At 56.5% G+C, this 25846-nt stretch carries 25 protein-coding genes; 10 read left to right on the top strand and 15 right to left on the bottom strand.

Annotated features, from left to right (window positions below; genetic code table 11):
- Nucleotides 1–38: 38 nt before the first annotated feature.
- The 4 genes from PG871_RS01165 to dnaQ are packed head-to-tail and all read left to right on the top strand — an operon-like array spanning nucleotide 39 to nucleotide 2788.
- A complete protein-coding gene (locus tag PG871_RS01165; RefSeq protein WP_270725206.1) occupies nucleotides 39–638 on the top strand; it encodes a Maf family protein in 600 nt (199 codons plus the stop codon).
- Complete coding sequence (locus PG871_RS01160) at nucleotides 635–1468, top strand: shikimate dehydrogenase (RefSeq protein ID WP_270725204.1); 834 nt, start codon at nucleotides 635–637, stop codon at nucleotides 1466–1468. Before PG871_RS01165 ends, PG871_RS01160 begins: the two co-directional genes overlap by 4 nt.
- Entirely contained in the window at nucleotides 1465–2058 is a 594-nt protein-coding gene (gene coaE, locus PG871_RS01155) for a dephospho-CoA kinase (protein WP_270725202.1), read from the top strand. Before PG871_RS01160 ends, coaE begins: the two co-directional genes overlap by 4 nt.
- Nucleotides 2051–2788, top strand: a complete 738-nt coding sequence (gene dnaQ / locus PG871_RS01150; RefSeq protein ID WP_270725200.1) for a DNA polymerase III subunit epsilon — start codon at nucleotides 2051–2053, stop codon at nucleotides 2786–2788. The genes coaE and dnaQ overlap by 8 nt, the downstream gene beginning before the upstream one ends.
- A 30-nt stretch (nucleotides 2789–2818) precedes the next feature.
- On the opposite strand, the gene secB is transcribed toward dnaQ, so the two are convergent.
- Nucleotides 2819–3304 (bottom strand): protein-export chaperone SecB, encoded by a 486-nt coding sequence (secB, locus tag PG871_RS01145; RefSeq protein ID WP_270725198.1) that lies wholly within the window; start codon nucleotides 3302–3304, stop codon nucleotides 2819–2821.
- A 57-nt stretch (nucleotides 3305–3361) separates the two neighbouring features.
- Nucleotides 3362–3874, bottom strand: coding sequence for an FxsA family protein (locus PG871_RS01140; RefSeq protein WP_270725196.1), 513 nt, complete (start codon nucleotides 3872–3874; stop codon nucleotides 3362–3364).
- Between the two features lie 104 nt (nucleotides 3875–3978).
- Between PG871_RS01140 and PG871_RS01135 the strand changes: the two genes are divergently transcribed.
- From PG871_RS01135 to PG871_RS01125, 3 genes are read left to right on the top strand one after another with little or no spacing between them, the layout of a single operon-like run.
- Nucleotides 3979–4635, top strand: a complete 657-nt coding sequence (locus PG871_RS01135) for a Tim44/TimA family putative adaptor protein (RefSeq protein WP_270725194.1) — start codon at nucleotides 3979–3981, stop codon at nucleotides 4633–4635.
- The gene (gene mltA / locus PG871_RS01130) at nucleotides 4632–5669 is read left to right on the top strand and encodes a murein transglycosylase A (protein WP_270725192.1); all 1038 of its coding nucleotides are present in this window, start codon (nucleotides 4632–4634) and stop codon (nucleotides 5667–5669) included. Before PG871_RS01135 ends, mltA begins: the two co-directional genes overlap by 4 nt.
- Complete coding sequence (locus PG871_RS01125; protein ID WP_270725190.1) at nucleotides 5666–6244, top strand: Smr/MutS family protein; 579 nt, start codon at nucleotides 5666–5668, stop codon at nucleotides 6242–6244. The genes mltA and PG871_RS01125 overlap by 4 nt, the downstream gene beginning before the upstream one ends.
- On the opposite strand, the gene PG871_RS01120 is transcribed toward PG871_RS01125, so the two are convergent.
- Genes PG871_RS01120 through hslV form a run of 5 tightly spaced genes read right to left on the bottom strand, consistent with a single transcriptional unit; the run spans nucleotide 6241 to nucleotide 11534 of the window.
- Nucleotides 6241–7467, bottom strand: coding sequence for an MFS transporter (locus tag PG871_RS01120; RefSeq protein ID WP_270725188.1), 1227 nt, complete (start codon nucleotides 7465–7467; stop codon nucleotides 6241–6243). The two genes, PG871_RS01125 and PG871_RS01120, sit on opposite strands and share 4 nt — an antisense overlap.
- Nucleotides 7464–8642: an alpha/beta hydrolase gene (locus PG871_RS01115; protein WP_270725186.1), complete on the bottom strand. Its 1179-nt coding sequence runs from the start codon at nucleotides 8640–8642 to the stop codon at nucleotides 7464–7466. The genes PG871_RS01120 and PG871_RS01115 overlap by 4 nt, the downstream gene beginning before the upstream one ends.
- On the bottom strand, nucleotides 8639–9949 hold the full coding sequence (hslU, locus tag PG871_RS01110) for an ATP-dependent protease ATPase subunit HslU (RefSeq protein ID WP_270725185.1): 1311 nt from the start codon (nucleotides 9947–9949) through the stop codon (nucleotides 8639–8641). The genes PG871_RS01115 and hslU overlap by 4 nt, the downstream gene beginning before the upstream one ends.
- Nucleotides 9946–10980 (bottom strand): aldo/keto reductase, encoded by a 1035-nt coding sequence (locus PG871_RS01105; protein ID WP_270725183.1) that lies wholly within the window; start codon nucleotides 10978–10980, stop codon nucleotides 9946–9948. Before PG871_RS01105 ends, hslU begins: the two co-directional genes overlap by 4 nt.
- A complete protein-coding gene (gene hslV / locus PG871_RS01100) occupies nucleotides 10977–11534 on the bottom strand; it encodes an ATP-dependent protease subunit HslV (RefSeq protein ID WP_270725181.1) in 558 nt (185 codons plus the stop codon). The genes PG871_RS01105 and hslV overlap by 4 nt, the downstream gene beginning before the upstream one ends.
- A gap of 100 nt (nucleotides 11535–11634) precedes the next feature.
- Here hslV and PG871_RS01095 point away from each other — a divergent pair, with 100 nt between their 5' ends.
- Complete coding sequence (locus PG871_RS01095; RefSeq protein ID WP_270725179.1) at nucleotides 11635–12540, top strand: hypothetical protein; 906 nt, start codon at nucleotides 11635–11637, stop codon at nucleotides 12538–12540.
- 55 nt (nucleotides 12541–12595) lie between these two features.
- Here PG871_RS01095 and trxA read toward each other — a convergent pair whose 3' ends face one another.
- The 8 genes from trxA to regB form a co-directional block, all read right to left on the bottom strand.
- Nucleotides 12596–12916: a thioredoxin gene (trxA, locus tag PG871_RS01090; RefSeq protein ID WP_054004230.1), complete on the bottom strand. Its 321-nt coding sequence runs from the start codon at nucleotides 12914–12916 to the stop codon at nucleotides 12596–12598.
- 42 nt (nucleotides 12917–12958) lie between these two features.
- On the bottom strand, nucleotides 12959–16357 hold the full coding sequence (addA, locus tag PG871_RS01085) for a double-strand break repair helicase AddA (protein ID WP_270725176.1): 3399 nt from the start codon (nucleotides 16355–16357) through the stop codon (nucleotides 12959–12961).
- Nucleotides 16354–19281: a double-strand break repair protein AddB gene (gene addB / locus PG871_RS01080; protein ID WP_270725174.1), complete on the bottom strand. Its 2928-nt coding sequence runs from the start codon at nucleotides 19279–19281 to the stop codon at nucleotides 16354–16356. Before addB ends, addA begins: the two co-directional genes overlap by 4 nt.
- Nucleotides 19274–19966: a nucleotidyltransferase family protein gene (locus tag PG871_RS01075; protein ID WP_270725173.1), complete on the bottom strand. Its 693-nt coding sequence runs from the start codon at nucleotides 19964–19966 to the stop codon at nucleotides 19274–19276. Before PG871_RS01075 ends, addB begins: the two co-directional genes overlap by 8 nt.
- On the bottom strand, nucleotides 19942–20961 hold the full coding sequence (locus tag PG871_RS01070; RefSeq protein ID WP_270725171.1) for an aminoglycoside phosphotransferase family protein: 1020 nt from the start codon (nucleotides 20959–20961) through the stop codon (nucleotides 19942–19944). Before PG871_RS01070 ends, PG871_RS01075 begins: the two co-directional genes overlap by 25 nt.
- Nucleotides 20954–21418, bottom strand: a complete 465-nt coding sequence (gene tsaE, locus PG871_RS01065; protein ID WP_270725169.1) for a tRNA (adenosine(37)-N6)-threonylcarbamoyltransferase complex ATPase subunit type 1 TsaE — start codon at nucleotides 21416–21418, stop codon at nucleotides 20954–20956. Before tsaE ends, PG871_RS01070 begins: the two co-directional genes overlap by 8 nt.
- A 37-nt stretch (nucleotides 21419–21455) precedes the next feature.
- Nucleotides 21456–22877: a PAS-domain containing protein gene (locus PG871_RS01060; RefSeq protein WP_270725167.1), complete on the bottom strand. Its 1422-nt coding sequence runs from the start codon at nucleotides 22875–22877 to the stop codon at nucleotides 21456–21458.
- 153 nt (nucleotides 22878–23030) lie between these two features.
- On the bottom strand, nucleotides 23031–24404 hold the full coding sequence (gene regB, locus PG871_RS01055) for a sensor histidine kinase RegB (RefSeq protein ID WP_270725164.1): 1374 nt from the start codon (nucleotides 24402–24404) through the stop codon (nucleotides 23031–23033).
- A gap of 84 nt (nucleotides 24405–24488) precedes the next feature.
- Here regB and PG871_RS01050 point away from each other — a divergent pair, with 84 nt between their 5' ends.
- Nucleotides 24489–25118, top strand: a complete 630-nt coding sequence (locus tag PG871_RS01050; protein ID WP_270725162.1) for an SCO family protein — start codon at nucleotides 24489–24491, stop codon at nucleotides 25116–25118.
- Between the two features lie 68 nt (nucleotides 25119–25186).
- Nucleotides 25187–25741 carry an ActR/PrrA/RegA family redox response regulator transcription factor gene (locus tag PG871_RS01045; RefSeq protein WP_270725161.1) on the top strand — a complete coding sequence of 185 codons (555 nt, stop codon included), beginning with the start codon at nucleotides 25187–25189 and terminating at the stop codon, nucleotides 25739–25741.
- Nucleotides 25742–25846 lie beyond the last annotated feature (105 nt).

The following is a 25846-nucleotide window of genomic DNA, read 5'->3' as shown; positions in this document are numbered from 1 at the left end:
CTGCTATCTCACGGTGATCTGTCCACGGAGTTTTCCACATGAATGCCAATCTTGTTCTGGCGTCGGGGTCCGAAATTCGGGCACAGCTTTTGCGAAATGCAGAGGTTGAGTTTGATATAAACCCCGGTCGCGTTGACGAGGAAATGATCCGTCGATCGCTGGAAGCGGAAGGCGCCACGCCACGAGACATTGCGGATGCATTGGCCGAGGCCAAGGCCCGCAAGATCAGCGCGAAAACTCCCGGCGCATTGGTGCTTGGGTGTGATCAGGTTCTGGATTTTCAAGGTAAAGTGATGTCCAAGCCAATCGATGTGGATCACGCTCGGACGCAGCTCACCCAACTGCGCGGACAGCGACACATGTTGCATTCCGCAGCGGTTCTTTACGAAAACGGAGAGCCGGTTTGGAGGTTTGTCGGAACGGTTCGACTTTTTATGCGTAAGTTTAGCGATGGCTATCTGGATGCATACCTTGCACGCAACTGGGACAGCATTCGCCATTCGGTGGGTTGCTACAAACTTGAGGAAGAGGGTGTGCGATTGTTTGAAAAAATCGATGGAGACTATTTTACGGTTCTCGGGATGCCGCTTGTTGAAATACTATCCTATCTTACACTGCGGGGAGACCTACAAACATGACACTGCCTTCTATCCCCCTTGCAGGGGTGATCGGCGATCCGATTGCCCATTCAAAATCTCCGGTGCTTCACGGTCATTGGCTGCGCGAAATGGGCCTTCCTGGACATTATATACCGCTTGAAGTGAAGGCAGACGATCTGGGTGATGTACTTAGGGCAATGCCGAAGATGGGGTTTGTCGGCTGCAATGTCACGATTCCTCACAAAGAGCGCGTGATGCAGTTTGTAGATCAGATCACCGATCGGGCCACGTTGATCGGTGCAGTGAATACGCTGATTTTTCGCGATGACGGGACCATTCTTGGCGACAATACAGACGGCTACGGGTTCATTGAAAATTTGCGCCAGAATGCGCCGGATTGGGAACCAAAAAGCGGTCCCGCGGTTGTGCTTGGCGCGGGCGGTGCGGCGCGTGCGGTTGTGGCGTCTTTGCTGGATGCTGGTGTTCCGGAAATTTTGCTGACCAACCGGACGCGGGTGCGCAGCGACAAGCTTCGCGAAGATTTTGGTGCGCGGGTGAAAGTTGCGGAATGGGTACAGGCTGGCAATATCCTTGAAGAGGCCAATACGCTGGTGAATACCACGTCACTTGGCATGGCTGGTAAGGCGGAATTGCGCGTGCCTTTGGATGGGCTTCGGGCGGAAACCTTGGTGACAGATCTTGTGTACACACCTTTGCGCACACCTTTGTTGGAGGCCGCCTCGGCCAAGGGATGTCAAACAGTCGACGGGCTTGGCATGTTGCTGCATCAGGCCGTCCCGGGATTTGAGCGCTGGTTCGGGCGGCGGCCAACGGTGGATCTGGCCACGCGCCGAGCGGTTTTGGCATGAGCTTCAAGCTGGGATTGACCGGGTCGATTGGCATGGGGAAATCGACAACTGCGCAGATGTTCGTCGATCACGGCTGTGCGCTTTGGGATGCAGATGCGGCAGTGCATCGCTTGTATGCAAAGGGTGGCGCGGCGGTCATGCCAATGGCCGCGATTTGTCCCGACGCTATTTTGGATGGCGCGGTGTCCCGAGATCAATTGCGGGACGCGATCCAGAAGGATGCGAGCCTTTTGACCCAGATTGAGGCCATTGTGCACCCGTTGGTTGCTAAAGATCGGGCGGATTTCGTGAAAAGTGCTGAAAGTGACATTCTGGTTTTTGACATCCCCATTCTGTTTGAAACAGGTGGAGACGCAGCAATGGATGCTGTTGCATGCGTCTCTATTCCCGCGGAACTACAACGAGAACGGGTTTTGGCGCGGGGCACGATGAGCGAGGCGCAGTTTGAGCAAATTCGCGCGAAACAGCTGCCGAATGAGGCTAAAGTTGCGAAGTCGGACTATGTTGTTTTGACGGACACGCTTGACCATGCGCGGGCGCAAGTGGAGAAGATTGTGCAGACCATCAGAGGGCAATTGGCAGATGCGTGAGATCGTACTGGATACTGAGACCACAGGGTTTGATCCGTTTTCGGGTGACCGGATTGTCGAGATCGGGGCGCTGGAGCTTTATAATCACCTGCCGACGGGCGAAACATTTCACGTCTACATCAACCCTGAGCGCGGCATGCCGGAGGAGGCGTTTGGTGTGCACGGGATCGGTCCGGATTTGCTGGCCGTACCCAGACCGCCGGAGGCCGGCGAGGTCACGTTGACAGACAAACCGGTTTTTTCTGCATTTGGCCAAAAGTTTCTGGATTTCATCGGCAATGACAGTCGGCTTGTGATCCACAATGCCAAGTTTGATATGAAGTTTCTCAATGCAGAGTTGAGCTGGTTGAACCTGCCGCAAATTCCGATGGCCCGCGCGTTGGACACGCTAGAAATTGCCCGAACCAAATTTCCCGGATCCCCTGCGTCGCTGGATGCCCTGTGCCGTCGCTTTGGCATAAACAATTCGGCGCGGACGTTACACGGCGCGCTGTTGGACTCTGAAATTCTGGCGGAAGTTTATCTTGAACTTATTGGAGGGAGACAGCCCGATCTGGTGCTGGCGTCCGGTCCCGGCAACAAGTCAAAAGGCGGAAATGCGCAAGACGATTGGCGCGCTGCCCCGCGTCCGCAAAAGCTGGCGACACGACTGACATCGGAAGAAGAAGCTGCGCACAAAGAATTTGTCGAAAAGATGGGCGAGGACGCGCTTTGGTCCAAACTGGGATAGGCGCCGCCCCGGAAGGCAGCGCCCGAAATCTTAGTTGACCGGCTGGTCCTGTTGCTCCTGACGACGGGCGATTTCCTGACGATACAGTGCCACAAAATCGATGTTGTCGAGGTTCAGCGGCGGGAAGCCACCATCGCGTGTCACGTCCGATACGATGCGGCGCACAAATGGGAACAGGATGCGCGGGCATTCGATGAGCAGGAACGGGTGCAACTGATCCTCTGGCACACCTTCGACGTGGAAAACACCGGCGTAATCCAGCTCGAGGATGAACATTTCGCTGTCATCATCCTTGTTCTTGGAGGTGATGTTGAGCTTGATCGCCACTTCGTACTGGTGATCTGAGGTCCGCTTTTTGGCGTCCAGATTGACCTGCACCTGCACATCAGGCTGAGCGTTGCCCGAAGCCCCCTTTTGCGCAAGGATATTTTCGAACGACATATCGCGCACGAACTGGGTCAGAACATTCATTTTGATCTGTGGCGCCTGAGTGGCTTCGGTGCCGTTTTCGGACATTTGGAACTCCATAGAAATAAGGTTTTGAAGGCTCCTTATCAGGTCAGACCAACCGTCTCAATGCTTTGTCCAACCTGAAGGCGGAAGAGGCGGATGACGTGGGGGGTCACCGGCGGATTGGTCGGGTGAATCTACCTCTGAAAACTCGCCGTCGATCACGTCATCGCCAGGGCGGGTCCGGGGGTGATGGGTAGTGTGAGAGCCGCCCATCGAAAAGCTTTGTACAGTTACGCGTCGCCGCAGGTAGTGGAACACGCCCGACCGCACTGCGGGGATCAACAAAGAAAACCCGATTGCGTCTGTAAAGAATCCAGGTGTCAGCAACATCATGCCTGAAATCAGAATCATCGCCCCATGGGCCAAGGGTTCGGTCGGGTCGTTGAGCTCGGCGAAAGACCGCTGAAGGTTGCCAAGTGCCATCATGCCTTGAGTTCGCATCAGCCAGGTGCCCAGAAAACCGGTTGCCAGGACGATTGCAAGCGTTGGCCAAAGGCCAATTGCTCCGCCCACATTGATGAATAGGGCTATCTCGATGAGCGGTACCGCTACAAAGGCCAACAAAAGCCACATGTCTGCTTTACTCCAAACGTTACTTGGCCAAGGTGGACTTGACCCGTCGCGTGACATACATAAGTCGCAATCAGCTCTGTTTAAATGCCCTTCACGAGGTTCCTATGAACTCACCCCTTTTTAGCCTTTTGGTTCTTGCCGGTATCGCCGTGTTTCTGATCCTGCGTCTGCGTAACGTTTTGGGTACCCGCGAGGGGTTTGAACCGCCGCGCGAAGGCGCATCAGCGCCACAGCGTCGCGGGCCCGCACTCGAAGTCATCGAAGGTGGACCGGATCAAGACATTCTGGACCATGCCGAAGAAGGCAGCGAATCCGCTAAGTCATTGGCAAAGATGAAATCTTTGGAGCCAGACTTTGGCGTGAACGACTTTTTGCAAGGCGCACGCGGCGCTTACGAAATGATCCTCATGGCCTTTGAAGGTGGGGACATGGCGTCGATTTTGCCCTTCCTGAGCAAGGACGTATACGAGAGCTTTGCACAGGTTGTGGATGGGCGTGAGGCACAGGGTTTGAGCGTCGAAGCCGAATTCATCGGCGTGCGCGAATTAACGCTCAATTCCGCAAGCTTCGACGACGAAACCCGTGAGGGTGAGATTTCTGTGAAATTCATCGGCGAGCTGACATCGGTTGTACGCGACCGCGCCGGAGACATCGTGGAAGGCAGCGAAGGCCAGGTTAAGCGCCAAAAAGACGTTTGGACTTTTGCGCGCGTCATGGGGTCGGATGATCCTAACTGGCAGCTTGTTGCCACGGGCGAATGATCCAGCGCATTCGGGCAGCAATCACCGCTGTCCTTGTGATGGCGGGAGGAGGTGCGGTGTCTGAGACATCGCTGAAAATTCTGTCATATGACGATCTGAACGGGTGGGCTCAAGAAGACCATGAGGCCGCCCGGCAGGTGTTTTTGAATACTTGCGGTGACTTTGACGCGCCTGATTGGCAAAGCGTCTGTTCCGCCGCACGCGGGTTTAGCAGCGCACGCAAGTTTTTCGAGTTGCTGTTTCGGCCGGTTTTGATTGAAGACGGCGCTGATCCGCTTTTTACCGGATACTTTGAGCCGGAGCTTACCGGTGCGCGCAGCCCTTACGGACAATACCGGTTTCCTGTTTATCGCATGCCGCCCGAAGTGCGTGGTGCTGGATCGTGGATGACGCGCCGTGAGATTGAAACCAGCGACGTGTTGGCTGGGCGGGGTCTGGAAATTGCTTGGGTGGATGATTCAGTTGAACTGTTTTTCCTGCAAATTCAGGGATCTGGCCGCATCCGTATGTCGGATGGATCGACGGTTCGAGTCGGCTATGGCGGATCCAACGGGCGCAATTATCGCTCGATCGGTGCTGAAATGGTGCGGCGCGGAATATACAATCGCCATCAGGTGAGTGCGGAAGTGATCAAAAATTGGGTGCGGCGAAATCCAGTCGCTGGTGCCGAACTTTTGCGACACAACGATTCATTTGTGTTTTTTCGAGAGGTCAGCCGCGTTGCGGCGGACAAAGGCCCGTTGGGAGCGATGAACCGTTCGATCACCACGATGCGTACGGTGGCAGTGGACCCGAAATTCACACCGCTTGGGGCGCCTGTATGGATCGAGAAGGATGGGGAAAACCCGCTGCGGCGTCTGATGATTGCGCAGGACACAGGGTCTGCGATCAAAGGTGCGCAACGGGCCGATATCTTTTTCGGCACCGGTGATCTGGCGGGGAAAGCCGCAGGGCGCCTGAAGGATCCGGGGCGGATGGTTGTGCTTCTGCCCATTCAACGCGCCTATGCGATGTTGCCGGAGTCGATCCTGTGAAACGCCGGCGTTTGACGGAAGAAGAAATGCAGCTGTGGCGCAAAGTGGCCAGCTCAGCGGAGCGGCTTTTGCCGGAAGCACGCAGCATCGAGGTGTCCAAACCAAAGCCGAAACCCGAAAAAGTGATAGCGCCGCGTATCGGTTCGTTTGAGATTGGTGCCAGATCGAAGAAACCGAGCCGGGCGCACGACTTGATGCCTTCTATTTCCGAGCGCGTGGCCAAACAGCCGGTTCAGATGGACAAAAAGGCCTTTGGTCGGCTCAAGCGCGGTAAGTTGAAGCCTGAAGGTAAAATTGACCTACATGGTCTGACAGCGCAACAGGCACATGGCGCGTTGACCGGTTTTGTGATGCGGTCGCATGCCGAGGGCAAGCGGCTTGTTTTGGTGATCACCGGCAAAGGCAAAAGCAAGTTTGACGACGGTCCTATTCCGACCCGGCGGGGTGTTTTGAAACACCAAGTTCCCCAATGGCTGTCTATGCCGCCGCTTGCCGCTTGCGTTTTGCAGGTCGCGGAGGCCCATCAAAGTCACGGGGGAAGCGGCGCATACTACGTTTATTTGCGTCGGCACTAGGTTCGGCTGGCGATCGTCGGCGCATACCGCGCCATACCCGCACCGACCGTTGCACAGACAATTAAAAAGTACAAAGCGACACCAACATATTGTTGCTCCAACCCGATGCCGAAATCGATAAACGTGCCGGTAATGGCCGGGCCAATCGCTGAACCAAGCACCATGACCGCGGCTGCGGCGGATTTGATCGCGCCAATGTGGCGTGTGCCGTAAAACTCCGCCCAAAAAGCCGAAACCAGCGGGCCGTTTGCACCAGCGGTGAGTCCCATCAGGATCAGCCCAAGGAAAACACCAAAAACTGAGTTCGCGGACGCGAATAAAAGGAATGAGGCGACCATTGGCAGCTGAAACCAGGGCAGCAGTTTGGCCGTGCCAAACCGGTCGATCGCCCAGCCTGTCGCCAGCATGGCAACGATACCTGTAAGCGTGAAGATTGGGAAAAAGGCGACCAGTTCGATGTGTTGCCAGCCCTTGATTTCAGCGAAATGCACCTGCTGAAAAAAGAAAGCCGTGTTGAAGGCGGAAGGACCAATCAATGCAGGGACCATCACCCAGAAGAGCCCATGTGACAGTGTTGCACGGCGGGTCCAATGATGGCCACCCATGCCCGCCACGTGTTGGGAGGCTACCATGGATTTTGGTGTGCGTTCCTGATTGAGCAGCCAGATCAGGGTTGGAATGCCCGCAAACACGATGCAGGCGGCGATGATCCAGATGCTGCGCCATGTTTCGGCGCTGAGCACGGAAACTACGGCAATTGGCAGGATGGCCTCGCCAAAGGAAAAGCCCAGTCCGGCAATGGCCAAAGCACGGCCGCGTGTGGCGACAAACCAGCGGGCCATTGCCACAACAGCGATGTGGCTGAGCATGCCCTGCCCCGCAAAACGGAGAGCAAATATCACAAACGGCAAGCTCCACACGGCGTGTGCGCCGGCCATGGCGAGGCAGGCCGCAATCAGCAACGCGAGCACTACCGCCCCCAGGGCGCGCACCCGAAAGTGGTCGGTTAAAACGCCCGCCCAGACCATCAGAACAGCCGAGGCCAGCGTGCCAGCCGCATAGATATTGCCCCAAGCGCTGTGGCTTAGGTCAAAAGCAGCGCGAATTTCGCCGGCAAAGAGTGAAATGAAAAACGTCTGTCCAAAGCAGGATAGAAATGTCAGCAGCATCCCCGGAACAAGCCAGCGAAGATTCTGGCGCAGAAAGGCGATCGTGTCGGTCATAGGGCTCCCGGATCATCGGTAGGAAGAAGTTCGATCGCCATCGTATCGCCGATGACCTGCACGGTTTGTGCCAGAGAGTTTGGTTCACGTGTGTCCAACGAATCCATTAGATTTTCGGCTGCTGTTTGATTTCTAAGCAGAGAAATGAGTGCAGGTGATTCCGCAAAAAGGTTGTGATTGTTGCTATCGGACAGTGCAAAATTCGACACATCAATCAAGCTTACGGGCAGGCCGCCAAGTTGGGCTGGATCCGTGATCTGCCCGAGACGCTGATCGGTCCCGTTTATACGACTGGACAATCGCAGCGCACGGTCCTCGCTTGTTGTCATCAGAAAGAATGGTTGGGGCAAAGTCTGATACCTGGCAACGCTGCGGCGAAAGACTTCGACCGGCATATCAGGCGCGATCAGAAGCACATTGTGCAAATTGCGGTGGGACCAACCAGGTTCTCTTATTTCTATCTGGCGCAATGTTTCGGTGATCAGCAGCGATCCCCGTGAGTGACCGACCAGTGTTATTTTGTCCGGTCCATGCCTGCCCAATGATAGCAAGAGCGTTTCCAGATCGTCGCGCGCATAAAGAACGCTTTCGTTGTCGTAATTATAAGCCAGCGCCCGTCCCGCGCTTGGCCAGCTGAACGTCACCAGCGGTCCGGGAATTCCAAAGTCCTGTTTGATTTGCGCGGAGCGAAACAGGGCATTTGCATGGGTGTTATAAAACCCGTGCACAAAGACAACGACTTCATTTTCGGCCGCAGGCCTTTTGTGGGCGACGTCCCTAATTTCTCGCGAAAAAGCGCCTGCTGTGCTGAAGTTTTGCTGATCCGCGACGACGTAGTGCTGGCTAAAATCCGGCTTGTTGCTGAGCTTTGGCGCCTCGCCGGGTTTTCGGTCCGATGGAAGGCTTATCGTTGCGCGTAGGTATACCGACGAGTCGCCGCGTGTCCGGTCAAAAAAGCCGGCCTCGTTCGTCCCTCGATTCGTGGCGATATAGACGTCCGTCTTTGCTGGAGACGCCATTGCCTCGGGGTAGATTGGCGTATAGACCACCGCTCCGCATGCGCTGAGAGTAGCTATCAGAAGAAAAAAGAATAGAGCGCGCACAAAAAAGCCCCGGCGATGGTGTTCGCCGGGACTATGCCGCCAAAAGCTGGTGGAGACCAGCCGCGTCGTCAAAGCACGTAGCGGCTGACGTCGGTGGATTTCGCGAGGCTGCCGAGGTGCTTGTCGACAAATGCGTCGTCCACAGTAACCTCAAGACCGGATTGATCTGGCGCGGTAAAGCTGAGGTCCTCAAAAACGCGCTCCATAACAGTGTAAAGACGCCGGGCACCGATGTTTTCCACCGATTGGTTGACCTCGGCAGCGATGCGGGCCAGCGCGTGTATGCCGTCATCAGTAAACGTCACGGTGACCTCTTCGGTGCCCATCAGAGCAGTATATTGCAGAGTCAGCGCGTTATCGGTTTCTGTCAGGATGCGCACGAAGTCATCTTCGGTCAGGGCGCGCAATTCAACGCGGATCGGCAAACGACCCTGAAGTTCGGGCAGCAGATCAGATGGCTTTGCGATGTGGAAAGCGCCGGAGGCGATAAACAGGATATGGTCGGTTTTCACGGCGCCGTATTTGGTCGACACGGTGGTGCCCTCGATCAACGGAAGCAAGTCGCGCTGTACGCCTTCGCGGGATACATCCCCGCCGCGGGCTTCTTGGCGGGCGCAGACTTTGTCGATTTCGTCCAAGAACACGATGCCGTTCTGCTCAACCGATTCCAGTGCCGCACGATTGACGGTTTCGTCGTCCAGAAGTTTGTCGGCCTCATCCGAAATCAGCACTTCGTAGCTTTCGGCTACAGTCAGGGACTTGCGAGTGGTGCGCCCGCCCATAGCTTTGCCAAAAATATCGCCGAGGTTCATCATTCCCATTTGGCCGCTGGGCTGACCGGGGATGTCGAACATGCCGCCCATCGGGTTGGATGTGTCGGCCAATTCCAAATCAATCACGGTGTCATCCAGCTCACCGGTCTTGAGCTTTTTGCGGAACATTTCGCGGGTGCTTTCACGGGCATCCTTGCCGGCAATAGCCTCAATCACGCGGTCTTCGGCGGCTTGGTGTGCCTTGGCCTTTACGTCTTCGCGCATGTTCTCGCGCGTTTGCAAAATGGCGGCGTCCATCAGATCGCGGATGATTTGCTCCACGTCGCGGCCAACATAGCCAACTTCAGTGAATTTGGTGGCTTCTACCTTGATAAACGGAGCGCGCGCCAGTTTGGCCAAACGGCGGCTGATCTCGGTTTTGCCGACGCCGGTGGGGCCAATCATCAGGATGTTTTTGGGGTACACCTCGTCGCGCAGATCATCGGACAGTTGCTTGCGCCGCCAACGGTTACGCAATGCGACGGCCACGGCGCGCTTTGCGTCGCTTTGGCCGATGATAAAACGGTCAAGTTCGGAAACGATTTCACGGGGGGTCAGATCGGTCACGACAGCGCCTTTGTAAATTGTTCGTCGGTCATCATGTCGTCAAACCATTCCGGATAACGACGGGCGGGGGCGGCAGCGGCGTCGATGGCGGCCATCTCTGCCTGCGAAAGGGAAATATTGGCAGCCGCGATGCCGGTTTCAAGCTGGCTGATTTTGGAGGCGCCAAGGATCACCGTGTGATCGCGGCGCTTGTTCAGGATCCAAGCCTGCGCAATTTGTGCGGTGGACGCATTGTGCGTTTCGGCGGCGGCGTTCATCGCAGTCAAAGCGGCGCTGGCCTGTTGCGGTAACACTTGCAGGAAATCACCTTCCGCAAGGCGGCCTTCGCCCTTTTCAAGATCAGCCGGGTCGTATTTTCCAGACAACAGCCCCCCCGACAAAGGCGACCATGCCATCAGCCCGACGCCCATTTCTTTGCCAAGTCTTAAAACGTCAACTTCGATGTCGCGGCCTACGGCGTTGTAGAGATATTGACCGGCAATGAATTGTTGCATGCCATTGTCCCGTTGGAATTGGACCGCGCGGGCAAGTTGCCATGCTGGCCAATTGGACACGCCGACGTAGCGAACTTTGCCTGCATCAATCAATGTTTGCAGTGTACGCAGAGTTTCTTCCATCGGAGTGGTGAAATCGGTTTTGTGCAGCACAAGAAGGTCGATCCACTCAGTGTCAAGGCGCCGTAGGCTGCCTTCGACTGAGGAAATGATGTGGTTGCGCGACAGGCCCGCGTTTCCCAGCCGATCAGATTGGCGGAACCCGAATTTGGTGCAGATGACGGCCTGTTCACGTTTGCCCTTGAGGGTTTTGCCAAGGATGTCTTCGGCCTCGCCACCAGTGTAATCGTCGGCAGAGTCAAAAAAGTTCACGCCACGATCCAAGGCAAGATCAACCATGTTCTGTGCATCACTCTGGCCGACTTTTGCGACGCCGGGAATCCAATCGGAGCCATGTGTAAACGTCATTGTTCCCAACAACACGCGGGAAACCACGAGGCCGGAGTTGCCCAGACGGGTGTAGTTCATTTCAGTCATTTCTTGATCGTTTCCACAGTTAGGTTGCCGTTGGTGTAAACGCAAATATCGCTGGCGATTGCCATGGCTTTGCGTGCGACCTCTTCGGCGGAAAGATCTGTGTCCATCAGGGCGCGGCCTGCGGCCAGTGCGTAATTTCCGCCCGAGCCAATTGCAGTCACGTCATGTTCTGGTTCCAACACGTCGCCAGCGCCGGTGATGACAAAAATATCTTCCCCGTCAGACACGATAAGCATCGCTTCGAGCTTTTGCAGATATTTGTCCGTGCGCCAGTCTTTGGCAAGCTCGACAGAGGCACGCGCCAATTGGCCGGGTGTTGCTTCGAGCTTGGCTTCGAGGCGTTCGAGCAGGGTGAAAGCATCGGCCGTAGATCCCGCAAATCCGGAGACCACATCAAAGCCTCCGGGGGATAGGCGGCGCACTTTGCGGGCGGACCCTTTGATCACGGTTTGACCAAGCGAGACCTGCCCGTCGCCGGCAATCACAACCACTCCGTCCTTCTTGACGCCCATGATTGTTGTGCCGTGCCAACCGGGGAATTGATCGTCTGACATAAAACGCTCCTCGTTATCTTGCGCCCTATATGAGCCTGCGTTGCGGTTGAGGCAAGGGTTGGACTTGCCCGTGCGCCAGCGAGCGCTTAGCGTCGCGTGCATGAGCAGCTCACAGAAAGTCCGGTTCTATCTGCCCGAGGGGCTTCGGCAAAGCGCCGAGGCGGGGGAACATAATTTTCTGAACAAGGTGGCGGACGTGCTGCGCGCGTCGGATTTCGACGTGGTTTTTGAGCCCCCCAACATGGCTGATCCGCGTCGTTCCGGTTATTCCCTGTTTCATATGGAGCGCCCGTTTACGCAAAAGTCTGTGACGGTTCGGCGCAACTATTTTTATCCGTTCTGGCAGATCGAGCGCACACATGAACGTTGGAACTGGGATGTGGCCAACGCGCGGTTTGACACGGATGGGATCGATCCAGACGAGGCGGTTCGATTTTATCGGTTCTGGCAGAAGCGACTGTATGATGCGCCGCTTCAAAACCTTGGACATGACGGTTTTGTCTATGTGCCTTTGCAGGGGAAATTGCTGGAAAAAAGATCGTTTCAGCATTGCAGCCCGGTTGAGATGATCGGTCATACCTTGGCGCAAGAACCGGATCGAAAAGTGATTGCGGCATTGCACCCCAAGGAGAGCTACACCGAAGAAGAGTTTGCAGTCCTTGAGCGACTGGAAGCGGAATACAGCCAGCTTGAGTTGCGCATGGGGGACATGGAGGCGTTGCTGTCGCGATGCGATTATGTGGTGACACAAAATTCCAGCGTGGCATTCTCCGGCTTTTTCTTTGGCAAGCCGTGTGTGTTGTTCGGGCTGATCGATTTTCATCACATCGCTGCGAATGTGAGTTTGTTGGGTGTAGCCGAAGCTTTTGATGCCGCTCGCGCTGCAGCGCCGGAGTATGCGCTGTATGTCTGGTGGTTTTTGCAAAAGATGTCGATCAATGCGGGGCGTCCTGAATCCGAGGAGCGCATTCGTGCCCGACTTTTGGCGCTGGGCTGGCCGCTTTAGGCAACAAAAAAGGCGCCCCTACTGGGACGCCTTTTGTTCGTCAATTTCACAAAGATCAGATCGAGTCGTCGATCCAGCTTTGCAGCGCCGCTTTGGGGGCCGCGCCGCTTTTGTTGGACACAACGTTGCCGTCTTTGAAGATGAACAGCGCCGGGATGCCGCGCACGCCCAAGGCAGCTGCTGCGCCAGGGTTGCTGTCGACATCGACCTTGGCGATCTTCACTTTGCCGTCGTATTCGGCGGACAGCTCTTCGAGGGCTGGGCCGATTTGCTTACAAGGACCGCACCATTCGGCCCAGAAATCGACGACCACAGGGACGTCGGAATTTTTGACTTCTTCATCGAAAGTGGCATCGGTGACAGCGACGGTTGCCATTGGAGATCTCCTGAAAGTGGGAAGCTTTGCGTTTGAGTGAAACTAGGTTTGCGGACCCGCGGCGTCAAGGTATCCTGTGGTTGCGAGCGATTTTGTCACAAGATCGTGTGGTAGAGGCATGTAGGTGGCGGAGCGGGTCCACAGAATTCCGGTTTCAATTCGGTGGTTTGGATAGATTTGAGCAAGGCCGTGGGCATAGGCTCCCATCTGTCGCAACACTCCTTCAGGGGTTTGTTCTGGCGTCTGTGGAACGGTGGCATTTGTTTTGAAATCCACCGCCAGAATACGGTCCGGTGTGATCACCAGCCTGTCGATGATGCCGTGCAGGCGGTGTTGGCCCAAAGTGGCTGTGAGCGGAACCTCTGCAAGAGTTTCTTTGTCAAACAGCCAGCAAAGATCAGCGTTGTCCAATACACTCATGGCTTCCGCAAGAAGGCTTTCGTGGTCAGCAGGCTCGCTTGGCTCCAGTTCACCCTGCAAGAGCGCTTCGGATACGCCAGGCCATGCCGCCCGGTCGTGATCCGGAAAATGTTCCAGTAGCAAATGGACTTGCGATCCGCGTCGCAAGGCGGCGTCCTCGTCAAGACCGGAATCACCTGGCAACGCTTTAGCACCGCCGAGGTTGGAAGGTGAAAGAGCGGCCTTGATTGGATGGGGTTCCGGCGCGTCGGTTGTCAAAATGTCTGGCAGATGTGTCTCTGTGATTTCCGTGCGCGGCGTCGCAAGATCCACGGGTCCAGACCAGTCTCCATGATCAATCCGTAGCCCCTCGCCGCCCGGCAGTGTGTGAGTCACCGCTCCGGATCTCTGCATGGCGGCACCGATGGTGTCGTACCAGCTCTTGCCGTCTTTCCCGAGTTCACCTGCGGCGGCCACAATCAACCATTTCTCGGCGCGGGTCATGGCCACATAAAGCAACCGCAACCGCTCTGCCTCAAGCCTCTCCGCCATTTGGTCACGCGCTGCGTTCAGATGGCTAGGGGACATATCTTTGGACATGTTCCAAAGCGCCTTGCCGTCCACGTTAACAATGGGCGTGTCGGTTCGCGTGATCCTGCGGCCGGTGTCTGGCATGATAACAATAGGTGCTTCGAGGCCTTTGGAGCCATGCACCGTCATCACGCGAATGCGGTTCGAGGCGCTGTCCATTTGCCGCTTGATCTCCAGATCGTCGGTTTCCATCCATTGCAGGAAGCCCGTGAGACTGGGCACGGATGATTTTTCGTATGCCAGCGCTTGGGACAAGAGCGCATTGATGCCGTCTTCGGCTTCACCACCAAGCCGCGACAGCAATTTTCGCCGCCCCTCATGGCGGGTCAGAACCCTTTCGATCAAATCATATGGCCGCAGAAAATCCGCCTGTTTGCGCAGGTCGTCCAGAACCGACAGAGTGTCGGAAAACTCTTCACGGCGTTTGCGCAGGGCCTCCCACAAGTGTTGTTTGGGTATGCGTCGGTGCGCAAGATCAAATAGCGCTTGTTCGGACCAGCCAAACAGCGGCGCACGCAGGATTGTTGCCAACGACAGGTCGTCCTCGGGCGTTGCAAGAAAGCTCAGCAAGGCACCGAGATCGCGTACGGCCATTTCCGCGCCAACCTTCAATCGGTCAGCGCCCGCAATCGCCAATCCTTCGGTTTTGCAGGCCCGGATGATTTCGTGAAACAGATCCGAACGGCGCTGAACCAGTATAAGGAAGTCGCCTTCGCGCACCGGTCGCTGCGCAAAAATGTCGTCAGTGCCTTTGGTTGTGGCGATGGTTGCGCCGGTGTCGATCATGCGTCTGATCTCACGGGCGAGGCGCTGGGCCAGAATGACGGTGTGGTGCGTGTCCGCGCGGCGATCAACAGGGTCAAACCAATCATCTTTTTCCGGCTTGGGAGTTGGGTCGACTACTGGCCAAAGATCGACGCGCCCCGGCATTTGATCGTGAAACGCGATGTGGCGATTGCCGTTGGGAAATCCAGCGGGTTCTCGGTTTTTGAAGGTCTCGTCCACAAGATTCAGGACTGCGGGAGATGAGCGGAACGAGTACTCTAGGCTCAAGTTTTGCAAGGCGTGACCCGACGGTTCCAGTCGGTCGGCGAACTCGCCCCGCATTCGGTCAAATTCGGCTGGATCGGCACCTTGAAAGCTGTAGATCGACTGCTTCTTGTCCCCCACAACAAAGATTGTGCGGGTGATGTCGGATCGCGCGCCAGTCCCTGAGGTGAATTCCTGAGCCAGACGTTCGATCACCTGCCATTGCGCCGGACTTGTATCTTGCGCCTCGTCCACAAGAATGTGGTCGATGCCGCCATCCAGCCGATACAACACCCACTCCGCCACAGGCGGTTCATTCAGAAGTGCACGAGCACGCAGAATCAAATCGTCGAAATCAAGCCAGCCACGCAGTTGTTTTTGATGCTCGTAGTGCTTGACAAAAGCGTGTGCAAACCCGTGCAGCGCGGCGCTGCGTTCGACGGCGGTCAGAGCAATCCGGTTTTCCCGCGCTGCTTCGACCCGCAGCATTAAAGGTTGGAGTTTTTCGATTAGATCGGGATTGGCAGTCTGTAGTTTTTTGGTCGGAAAAGACCCTATCTTGGCCGAAAAAGGCTCCTTGGCGCTTGCGCCAGTGAGAAATACACCTTCCATCGTGGCGATGGCTGTCGCGTCGAGGGCGCCAATGGATTGCAGCTTGTCAGCCGCTTTGACGTCGGTGCTGCTGCCAGTGCGTAGCAAAGCGATGAGGCTGTTGATCAGCTCTGCCTCTCCGCCAAGGAAAACCGAATTGATGACAGACGACGCGTCGAAGCCCGTGGGGAGGTCAAAGATCTCGCATAGCTCACTGCGCGATTTCGGGGTGCGGAATAGATCGGCCTTGCGGGTGATCTCACCGGTCAACTCTTCGAGATCCTGTCCGGTGAAATGCAATGCGATGGCTTCGATAAGTGGGGCCTCACTGCTGCGCGCCATGTCTTCGACAATCTCTTCACGCAGCAGCGCCGCGGCGCGGGTCTCCATTTCCGTGAACAAAGGCGAGACGCCGGCCTCGAGTGGAAAACGGCGCAAAAGGGATGCGCAAAACGAGTGGATCGTTTGAATTTTGAGCCCACCGGGCGTTTCGATGGCGCGGGCAAACAGAGTGCGCGCCTTGGCGAGGTCTTCTGGTCTTGCCTGCGGGTTGGCGCCAAGTTCGGCGAGTTCCTGTGTCAGTGCAGCGTCGCTTTTCATTGCCCAGTTGCCAAGTCGGTCAAACAGACGGTTCTGCATCTCGCTTGCGGCGGCTTTGGTGTAGGTCAGGCACAAAATGTGCTGAGGCAGCACGCCTTCGAGCAGCAAGCGCGCCACACGGTCGGTGAGAACGCGGGTTTTGCCAGAGCCGGCGTTGGCGGAGAGCCAGGTGCTCGCATCAGGTCGGGCTGCGATGACCTGCTGACGGGTGGCGTCATTCATTTCACTCATGTCAGCGCCTCCGGTTCTGGATCATCGGTGGCGTCCCATTCGCCAAAACGGGCCAGCTGGTCATAGTCGCTTTCGTCCATATCCGAACGCATGGCGCGGCGGGCGGTGAAGCCTTTGCCGTCGGTGAGGTAGGCACCGATCAGGCGGGTGAATTCCTCCCACACGGTTTCGGTCGGGGTTTCGCCCAGCGGCGCGGGTTGATCTTTGGGTTTGGGGCCGAGACCGATATAGATTGCGTCTGCCACGTCGGCCGGATCTATATCTTTGAACGCACCGCGCTCAGCCATTGCGGCCTCAAGCAACAGCTGCTTGTCGAAATAGGTTTGCTCATCCGCGCTGGGCGGGGCGCCCGTCTTGTAATCATATAGGATCAAGTCGCCATTCGAGGTGCGGTCAAGCCGGTCGGCAGTGCCCGTCAGGGTGAAGTCGAGGTCATCTATGTCGGCACGCGCGCGGGCTTCGAATGCAATGGGTGTGGCGCGCTGGCGACGTTTGGCCTCTTCGGTGACGATGTGGTCCGCAATGCGGTCAAGTCGCGCCTTCCAAAGTGCACGGGCGGTGGGCCAAGGCACGTTTTGGGCAAGAACAGTCTCTGATATTTCCATCAACCGAGCTCGTGTGACCGGTTGATCTTCGGCCACGCTTTCCTTGATCAGCTGTTCCAGAATCTCGTGGACGATAATGCCGCGCAACAAAGCGTCAGGTGAGCGCATCAGCGGATCAAGGGGCCGCAGGCGCAGCACATGCTTGGCATAAACCGCATATGGATCGCGGATCAGGCGTTTGATTTCTGTGACGGACAGGCGCCGTGGTCGCGCCGCTTGTGGTGGTGTGGGCGAAGGGCGTGACGCCGGTGGCGTCTCCTTGAATGTCTCCAGCGCATGGATGTTGTTGATCCACACGCGCCCACGGCTTCGCATATCCGCAAGCGCCTCTGGTCCGTTCTGGTCTGGCAGGCCTCCTAACAGATTGAGCAATCGGTTGACCCAGCGCGAAGGCACGGTTTCAGCCTCGTCGGAGCGGATCGCACGGGTTATCCAGACCTCAGGTGCGCAAACCGCTTGTTGGAAATCGTGCGCCGAAAGCCCAATGCGGCGCTCCGGCAAAAGCAATCCGGCATCGTGGCGCATTTTACGATTAAGCCATGGATCGGGGCTTGGAGCCTCGGGCCAACTTCCTTCGTTCAAGCCGCCAAGGATTACCAGATCGGCGCCTTGAACGCGGGCTTCTAGTGTGCCCCAAATTAGAATGTGGGGATGGCCCTCGTCGCGGTCGCGCACTTCCTCGCGGGCCAGAACCGCGCCAAATAGATCGCTGTAGTCGGTGGCCGTGATCAGACCTGCGACGGGAGCGTGTGTGCGTAGGTCGTTTACAACCTGAACTGCCTTGCGCCCTGCCCCTTCGAGCCACAACGCGCCCGAGCCGTCTTCTTGTCCGGAGGCGATGTGTTCCGACAAGACGATGTGCGCATCGAGGCGGTCGGAGAGGTCAACGTCGCCGGAGAGTTCCTTGGCGCAAAACGCCGAGATGACCCATTCGATCCAACCCGCATCGATGGAGTCGTTGGTCAGAGCGCAGTCTCTCAGCGTTTCCGGATCGGGATATGTCACCGCCTTGCGACGAATCCAAAGCTCCAATTCACGCGTCCACAAAAGATGATTGCCGCGATCTTTACCGCTGTGTGTGAGTGGATGTTTGAGCAAAGTCAAAAGTGCTTCTGAGGTCAGATTCCGCTGAAATAGACTCGAAACGTGGCGCAAAAATCGTCCGGGTGGGGACAATTGCAGCGGCTGGCCAGCGCTGTCGTCAGGCACAATGCGCCAGCGATCCAAAGCGGCCGTCACTTGACGGGTCAGCATGCGGTCCGGGCTGATCAATGCGCAGGTTTGACCGTCTTGTGCTGCTTTGCGCATCCGCGCGGCAATGGCGAGCGCTTCTTCGCGTTGGGTTGTTGCCTCGATTAGGGTGATGTCGCAGGTGGCGGTTTTCAGGTCTCCGAGGGTCGGACCTTCGGTCAACCACTGATCGGTGACTGGCGCGGGGCGCATTGCTAGCGAAACAAGTCGGTTTCGCATTGGGTTTGGCGCGGTGCAGGTGTGCCATGGCGAGATCTGTTGAGGCGTGATCGCCAGTGCATCCATTAATTTGCGAAATCGAAATTGTGGGTGATCCTCGGCTTCCAACGCGTCGGACATCTGCTGCCAGACGTTTGCTGGCATATCAGTGTCAAATCCTGGCAAAACGATGGCGCCTTGCGGTAGTTTTGCCACGGCCTGCATCAACAACATCATCGTGCCACGTGAGCCGGTGGACCCTGCAAGGATTACCGGATGCTGCGGCGGTGCATCTGTCCACTTCTTGATGAGCCGTTCAATCGTTAGGCGTTGGCGGGCCTCCTGCCCCGGTGCGGCGTTCACGTCCTCAAGAAAATGGCGTGCGATCGCGAAGAAATGCTGCGCACGGGCCCAGTGGCCTGACTGATCGGAGACGTCTAGGGATTCAATGGTGTCCACATCAACGCCTTCGCCAGACATTTCGTCGAACAAACCAGCAAGGCTATCGGCGAGATCGTAAATCGAGGCGCGCGCGGCTAGATCGGGCTGTTGCTCTAGCAAGCGGGTGATCAATTGGATGAGCTCAAACCGTTGTCGCAAGGGTGAAGCGGATGCTGGTAGGTCCGCCGCCGCATCGCGTGAGAAATCACCGAGCAGACGAATGCGAGGCAAAAGCATTGCGGGCCCATCATCAAACAGCATCGACACCCGCCGCGCCATGCGGGTGGTGTTCACGATCACCTCTACACGGGCCATGTCCTCAGGTGGGCAGCCCGCCATGCGGTGGCACATACCGTCGACCAGCACCTTAGGGAAATCGGCACCCGGGGGGACGCCAAAGACGCGCGGAAACTCGGCAGGATCAAACATCTTGAGTACCCAACATTTGTTCGGCGAGAGTGATGCCTTCGGGGGAGCCGACATCACACCAGTGCCCTGGATAAGAGACCCCGAACAGACGTCCCTTTGCAAGCATCTGGTTCCAAAGCAGGTTGAGGGAAAACGCGCCCTCATGGATGGCTTCTAGTCCGTTAGTTCTAAGGATTTGTACGCCGCCATAGATCACGCCGGGGCCGCGTGTGATACGTCCGTCGAGAGCCAATGCAAAATCGCCCTGCCCCTTGTGTCCAATTGCTCGCTCTTGCGGGACACAAACCAGCAGCGCGTCCATGTCGTCCGGTCGCCATGCGTCCAGGGCGACTTCAAATGGGTTCGGCCCCTGCCAGATCGCGTCAGTATTTGAGGTGAAGACAGGCCCCTGCCCTAAAAGCGGCAGAGCGGCACGCAGTCCGCCACCGGTTTCCAAAATATCGGGCGCTTCATGAGAGAGCTGCACGTCTGACCCGTCGAAATGCGCGGCCATCTGGTCGTGATGGTAGTGCGTGTTGACCACAATTCTGTCGGGGTCGATCGCGTGAACATGATCCAATGTATGATCAATCAGTGCGCGCCCCGCGACCGGAATCAACGGTTTGGGTGTGGTCCGCGTCAAAGCACCCATTCGGGTGCCAAAACCGGCAGCAAAAAGCATTACAGCGTTGGGAAAGTCGCGCATCTGTCTTTCATCGATCTTAGGAAGCGTGGGGTGGGTTCTGGCAGGGCTTTTCGCAAGAGTGCGGAAACCGGTGCCAGCGCCGGATGATCAAGGTCCCGCATGAGAAGTCGGTGTACGCGCGGAATGAAGTCTACGTAGTGAGGTTTGCCGAAATGGAGGCAAAGGCGTGCAAAAACACCGAGAATTCGCAAATTCCGCTGGGCACCCAGCACGTGATATGCGGCGTCAAAATCGGCAATCTCTACGCCCGTGGCTGTGCAATATCGCGCTATCATTGCGGTTTCGATTTCGGGCGATACATCGCGACGTGCGTCCTGAAGTAAAGACACGAGATCGTAAGCAGGATGGGCGCGTTTGGCGTCCTGAAAATCCAGCACGCCGACCTGAGCCACGCCGGATCTCTGTGGAAGCCAAAGCAGGTTCTCTGCGTGGTAATCGCGGTGCATGAAAACGGTTGGCGGGGCTACATGAAGAGGCAGCAGAGCTGAGAGCAGTGCATGGAACTCTGTGAACGCACCCTGCCAATCGGATGCCCCCGCCATGGCATACCAACTGAAAGCAACGTCGGTCATATCCGCCATGAGCGCATTGTCAAAAGTATCCAGATCAGGGGCTTGATGCGCATGCATATGAACCAGAACATCTGTCGCGCGCTCATAGAGGTTTTGTTCACGAGATGGGTCATCGTGGATGATGCGCGCAAAAACGGCGTCTCCGAGGTCTTCGAGGATCAGGAAGCCGTTGTGGTGGTCGACGTCGTAAATCTCTGGCGCAGAAAGCCCGATGTCTCTGAGGTAAAGCGCCAACGTACAGAAAGGCCGCACGTCTTCGCCTTTGTCCGGAGGGGCATCCATCAGAATTGCGGTTGTGCCATTGGGTTTGGTGAGCCGGTCGTACCGGCGGTTGGACGCATCCCCAGCCACCAATGCGCGCGTTGCGTTTTGCCATTCTGTCTGCGCCAGGAACTGGCCAATTAGGTCTGCGCGCTCATCCATCTGACATCGCGCCTACGACAGATGCCCAACGCGGTGCGTTGAAGCTTGGGGTAAGGATACGGGACCCAGTTGTTTCGCCAAGCGCGAAGGTCAAAGTCAGCGCGTTTTCGGGCCGCAATTCTGCAAGCCTGTCGGGCCATTCAACAAGGCAGATTGCGTCTTCAAATGCATCCACGAGTCCCAGTTCGACCACTTCGTCAGGCGAAGTAAGGCGATACAGGTCAGCGTGCCAGAGCTCAGCCTGTTCAGTTTCGTACATTTGCACGAGCGTGAACGTTGGCGAAGGCACGTCCTCAGAAACAGTGAGAAGAGATTGGATCAAACTGCGGGCGAAATGGGTTTTACCGGCGCCAATATCGCCTTCTAGCAAGAGCACATCGCCCGCCTGCAATTTTGCGCCGAGCTCAACGGCGAGAGCAGCCGTATCATCGGCAGAGGAAAGAATAATTGGCGACATGGCGCCACACTACCTGCCCTGTGTGCGCCTGCAAGTCTCAAGCGGGCAGGGTAACGTCGCGCGTGGCCGATCGGCGGAACTTTACCAGAGTGGCGCCGCCGGCAATCGGGGTGAGAGCGACATCGACCAAACCGAATGTCCGAAGTGCCAGTGTGCCGGTCCAGATTTGACGGGAGCTTTTCGATAAAACCGCGCTCCTAAAATCTTGCCATGCGGGCGTATCACAGACCTCCGAGGCCCAAAGGTCGGTTGCGTCATGGATGGTGTACGTTGCAAAGCTGGTGTCCGGATCCGCCTTCCAGAAACTGCGGTAAGCGTGATTACAGAGCAAATGCTCACCCGATTGCGAAAACAGCGCGACCGGTTCGTCCAGCGCATCCAGCGCGGCGTGTGCGATGTCAATCTCTGCGCGGAACCGTCGTGTCAGGGACATTTCTGCCGAAATATCATCAAACAGTATTGCGATTGCGCCGTCCGGTTGCGGGCGTCCGGTGACGCGGTAGGTTTTCCCCGATGGCAATTCCCATGTTTCGCAATATTGGCCTTGCTCCGCTGATTGAATGATGGCGGCGACATGCGCCTGCCAAGACAGAGAGCTTTGTGGTTCAGGTGCGATCCGGCTTTCGCGCAAAGCGTCGAAGAAAGCGGTTATTGTGGGATGGTCCGACAACATTGGTGGAGGCAGATCGGTAAGGGCTGTGAGGGACGGGTTGAACAAGACCAACTGCCTGCTTCGATCAAACACTGCCAACCCGGTTGGCAGCTGCGCAAATGTTTGCGACAGCGTTTGGACAATGTTGCGCTGGGCCATTTCGGCGCCAACGATTGTATTGGCATCGACTGCAAAGAAAACCGTGCCATCTTTCAACGAAACTGCAGTGACATCAAACCAATGGGTTAGCCCTTTGGTTTGCTGAGCAATGCCGATACGCCACGGTTGAGGCCCAGGTTTTTGGGAAGGCACGTCAAAAATTTGAGGAGGTTCTTGCGACGAGAGGTAGCCCAAGGACAGGGCAAATTTGTGATATGCGTCATTGCACCAAGTGACAGCGCCATCGCTGTCGCAGATCCAAATCGGGTAAGGTGCGCGCAGCGAGATCTCGGTTTCAACGGGCGGGCCTTCTATGGTGGCAACCTTTTGATTAAGAACGGAAACGCGTGCGACACCTTGCCATTGGTCGATGGTGACAATGTCGGTATCTTGCGAATTCAGTGAGGCAAGAACGGTGGTGTCCTGGTCCTTCACCGTGCCTTGGTTTTCGGGAAAGTTCGGGAAGCGTTCCGCCAAAAGCCGACGCAGAGCACGCCAATTGGTTTCGGTGCCGCCGCGACTGGTCAAAAGCCTCAAACCAGCGGCGTTCGCCTCAACCAAGACGCCGTTTCTATAGATGCAAACAGCTTCGTCGCCGAGGTCAACGGCGTTACTGGGCCGATGTCTGCGAGCGAAATATGCCGCCACGAAAATTGCAACCACAAGGCCGCAGACACCAATCAAAACAACTAAAAACTCGATACTCGAATCAAACAAAGCAAATCCCCAACACTGGAGCGCCTCTCAAGCTTCGCGTAAGGTTGGTTAATAGTGTGTTAACAATGCGGTGCAGGTCCCGAATTATGCTTTTAGGCGTGGGTTTTGTCCAAGAGCGCCATTGGATGCGTCAGCGTCGAATTTTGCGCGAAGCCAAACCACCTCTACGATGGCGCCCAAACCCTCGTCTTTGTGATCCATCTCTTCGTTTGTTCCGTTTGCGAAGTTCAGTTCAGCTCCGGTGCGTTCCAGCAACGTTTTGGCGATAAACAGGCCCAAACCCATACCTTCGTACCCGGGGCGCTGTGACCGTTCCTTTTCCGAGCGCCGGCGGCGAATGAAGGGATCCCCAATGCGCCCGATAAGGTGTGGAGGAAAGCCTTTGCCGTCATCCATGATCCGAACAAACAACCTTTCTTCGTCCCATTCAGTTTCGACCCAGACGGTGGTGCGAGCGAAATCTACGGCATTCTGAATCAGGTTTCTCAGACCGTGCACGATTTCTGCGGGTCTCGGAATTTCGGGGCCATCGACCAGACCTAAGTGCTCAAAATAGATGGCCTTTCCCCGGTCCAAATGGGGTTCAGCGGCCTCCTCGATTACCGCGGAGAACGGTGCCCGGCGCAAGTGTAGGTCGTCTTTTCCCGCGCGTCCCATCGAGCGCAAGATATCCCGGCAACGATCGGCCTGCTCACGGATCAAGGCGGCGTCGTCGCGCAGTTCCGGGTTGTCGTCCAGTTCTTCCATCAATTCGGAGCTGGTCAATTTGATCGTGGCAAGCGGCGTACCCAGTTCGTGGGCAGCAGCAGCCACGACGCCCCCTAGGTCGGTGAGCTTTTGCTCGCGGGCCAAGGCCATTTGCGTGGCAGCCAAGGCATCGGCCATCGAAGACATCTCGGTCACCACTCGACGTGAATAGAGAGAAGAAAACATGATGGCGATGACGATTGCGCCCCAGTTTCCATACAGGAAGACGTCGGGAATTCGCAGGATGAAAAACTCCTGCATTCGCAGTGGCAGATGGAAATTCAAAAGCAATGTGACCATTGCGATGGCAAGTGTCGCGACGATCAGTGAGGAACGCACAGACAAAACCAGTGCAGACACCGTCACGGGGCCGACAACGAGGAAAGAAAATGGGTTGTTCAAGCCTCCGGTCAGAAAAAGCAGAAACCCAAGCTGCAGGATGTCGAAGAGGATCATGAACATGTTTTCGGTCTCGCTCAGCAGCTTGTTTTCCGGGAAAACAAAAAGCGCAACGAGGTTGCCAATGACGGACACACCGACGGCCAGGTAGCAAAGCCCGTATTCGATTTCGAGCCCAAACCCGAATTGCGCGACCAGTAGGGCTGATACTTGGCCTATGATAGCGATCCAACGCACGAGTATGATTGTGCGCAGTCGGATCCAATTGCCGCGTCGGTCGCTGGACAGGAGTTCGGTCGAGAAATCGGTCATCTGGTGTGTTTTGTCCTTGAGTTCGCGTTAACAATTGTTAGGTCTCTGACACTCATCAATCAACTTGGCATTAGGAATGGTGTTATGATGCGCACGCTAGCCGCGGTGGCCGTTTTTGTGGTGATCCTTGCTTTGGGCGGGATGTGGTACGTTTCACAGACAACATCTGACGGCGATCAGTTCGCGCAATGTCGTCAAAGCCAGGTCGCGGGCGGGGCCGGGGCGATTGGCGGGCCGTTCACGCTTGTGGATGGGGAAGGAAGCGTCGTCACCGATCAGGATGTTCTAACCAAACCCACGCTGATCTATTTCGGGTATACCTACTGCCCTGATGTCTGCCCACTTGATGCAACGCGGAATGCTGAGGCGATGGATCTTCTTGAAGAAGAAGGAAAAATTGTGAACGGCGCCTTTATCAGCATCGATCCGGCGCGGGATACACCGGACGTGATCAAGGAATACACAGGGTATCTGCATCCCCGCATGATTGGCCTGACCGGCTCGGCCGAGCAGGTCAAAGCGGCGAGTCAAGCTTATCGCACGTACTACAAAAAACAGACGCCGGAAGATGGCGACGAGGAGTTTTACCTCGTGGATCACTCGACCTTCACCTACCTCACCCTGCCCGGGCATGGTTTTGTGGAATACTTCCGGCGTGACACGACGCCTGAGGATATGGCCAAAAGCGTTGGCTGCTTTGTCGACAACATGTAGGGGCGCTGTGTTTGACCCTCTTTGTCTGTCCCGCTAATACTGGATAAATACTGAAGGGAAGAGGCAAAATGGCGGACAAAGAGCTGCCGGAGATCGGGCCGGACAAAACACTACTTCTCGTTGATGACGACGAGCCGTTTCTGCGACGCTTGGCTAAGGCTATGGAAAAGCGCGGTTTTCAAGTAGAAACCGCCGGGTCCGTTGCCGCTGGTAAGGCGATTGCGACTGCAAGACCTCCAGCCTATGCGGTGGTTGATCTTCGACTCGAGGACGGCAACGGGCTTGATGTTGTTGAGGTTCTTCAGGAAAAACGTGAGGACGCCAAGGTCGTTGTATTGACCGGATATGGGGCCATTGCGACTGCTGTAGCTGCCGTAAAGATTGGCGCGACGGATTACCTTAGCAAGCCTGCGGATGCGACGGATATCATGCACGCGCTGCTGAGCTCGGAAGACGAGTTGCCGCCGCCACCGGAGAACCCGATGAGCGCGGATCGCGTGCGCTGGGAGCACATCCAACGGGTTTATGAGTTGTGTGATCGCAACGTGTCTGAGACAGCGCGGCGACTGAATATGCACCGCCGAACGCTGCAACGCATCTTGGCAAAGCGCAGCCCGCGCTAGAGCAAAAACGGCTGTCTGCAACGCGACGGTATTGCGTCGGTAACCCGTAGGTGCCGCTTTCCAGCATTGAAAAGAAAACCCGACCTCAAAAGAGGCCGGGATAGG

The sequence above is a fragment of the Shimia sp. Alg240-R146 genome, assembly GCF_947331465.1.
GTDB lineage: Bacteria > Pseudomonadota > Alphaproteobacteria > Rhodobacterales > Rhodobacteraceae > Shimia.
This window is presented reverse-complemented; position numbering and strand designations above follow the sequence as displayed.

Bases quoted from the DNA above. Each gene is read 5' to 3' on its own strand.
- addB (WP_270725174.1), bottom strand. From the start codon at position 19,281: ATGTTTGATCCTGCCGAGTTTCCGCGCGTCTTTGGCGTCCCCCCGGGT.
- PG871_RS01160 (WP_270725204.1), top strand. From the start codon at position 635: ATGACACTGCCTTCTATCCCCCTTGCAGGGGTGATCGGCGATCCGATT.
- PG871_RS01095 (WP_270725179.1), top strand. From the start codon at position 11,635: ATGAGCAGCTCACAGAAAGTCCGGTTCTATCTGCCCGAGGGGCTTCGG.
- PG871_RS01120 (WP_270725188.1), bottom strand. From the start codon at position 7,467: ATGACCGACACGATCGCCTTTCTGCGCCAGAATCTTCGCTGGCTTGTT.
- PG871_RS01075 (WP_270725173.1), bottom strand. From the start codon at position 19,966: ATGCGCGACTTTCCCAACGCTGTAATGCTTTTTGCTGCCGGTTTTGGC.
- PG871_RS01140 (WP_270725196.1), bottom strand. From the start codon at position 3,874: ATGTGGCTTTTGTTGGCCTTTGTAGCGGTACCGCTCATCGAGATAGCC.
- PG871_RS01045 (WP_270725161.1), top strand. From the start codon at position 25,187: ATGGCGGACAAAGAGCTGCCGGAGATCGGGCCGGACAAAACACTACTT.
- PG871_RS01070 (WP_270725171.1), bottom strand. From the start codon at position 20,961: ATGGATGAGCGCGCAGACCTAATTGGCCAGTTCCTGGCGCAGACAGAA.
- dnaQ (WP_270725200.1), top strand. From the start codon at position 2,051: ATGCGTGAGATCGTACTGGATACTGAGACCACAGGGTTTGATCCGTTT.
- secB (WP_270725198.1), bottom strand. From the start codon at position 3,304: ATGTCCGAAAACGGCACCGAAGCCACTCAGGCGCCACAGATCAAAATG.
- regB (WP_270725164.1), bottom strand. From the start codon at position 24,404: ATGACCGATTTCTCGACCGAACTCCTGTCCAGCGACCGACGCGGCAAT.
- mltA (WP_270725192.1), top strand. From the start codon at position 4,632: ATGATCCAGCGCATTCGGGCAGCAATCACCGCTGTCCTTGTGATGGCG.
- addA (WP_270725176.1), bottom strand. From the start codon at position 16,357: ATGAGTGAAATGAATGACGCCACCCGTCAGCAGGTCATCGCAGCCCGA.
- tsaE (WP_270725169.1), bottom strand. From the start codon at position 21,418: ATGTCGCCAATTATTCTTTCCTCTGCCGATGATACGGCTGCTCTCGCC.
- PG871_RS01165 (WP_270725206.1), top strand. From the start codon at position 39: ATGAATGCCAATCTTGTTCTGGCGTCGGGGTCCGAAATTCGGGCACAG.
- coaE (WP_270725202.1), top strand. From the start codon at position 1,465: ATGAGCTTCAAGCTGGGATTGACCGGGTCGATTGGCATGGGGAAATCG.
- PG871_RS01050 (WP_270725162.1), top strand. From the start codon at position 24,489: ATGATGCGCACGCTAGCCGCGGTGGCCGTTTTTGTGGTGATCCTTGCT.
- PG871_RS01105 (WP_270725183.1), bottom strand. From the start codon at position 10,980: ATGACTGAAATGAACTACACCCGTCTGGGCAACTCCGGCCTCGTGGTT.
- trxA (WP_054004230.1), bottom strand. From the start codon at position 12,916: ATGGCAACCGTCGCTGTCACCGATGCCACTTTCGATGAAGAAGTCAAA.
- PG871_RS01135 (WP_270725194.1), top strand. From the start codon at position 3,979: ATGAACTCACCCCTTTTTAGCCTTTTGGTTCTTGCCGGTATCGCCGTG.
- hslV (WP_270725181.1), bottom strand. From the start codon at position 11,534: ATGTCAGACGATCAATTCCCCGGTTGGCACGGCACAACAATCATGGGC.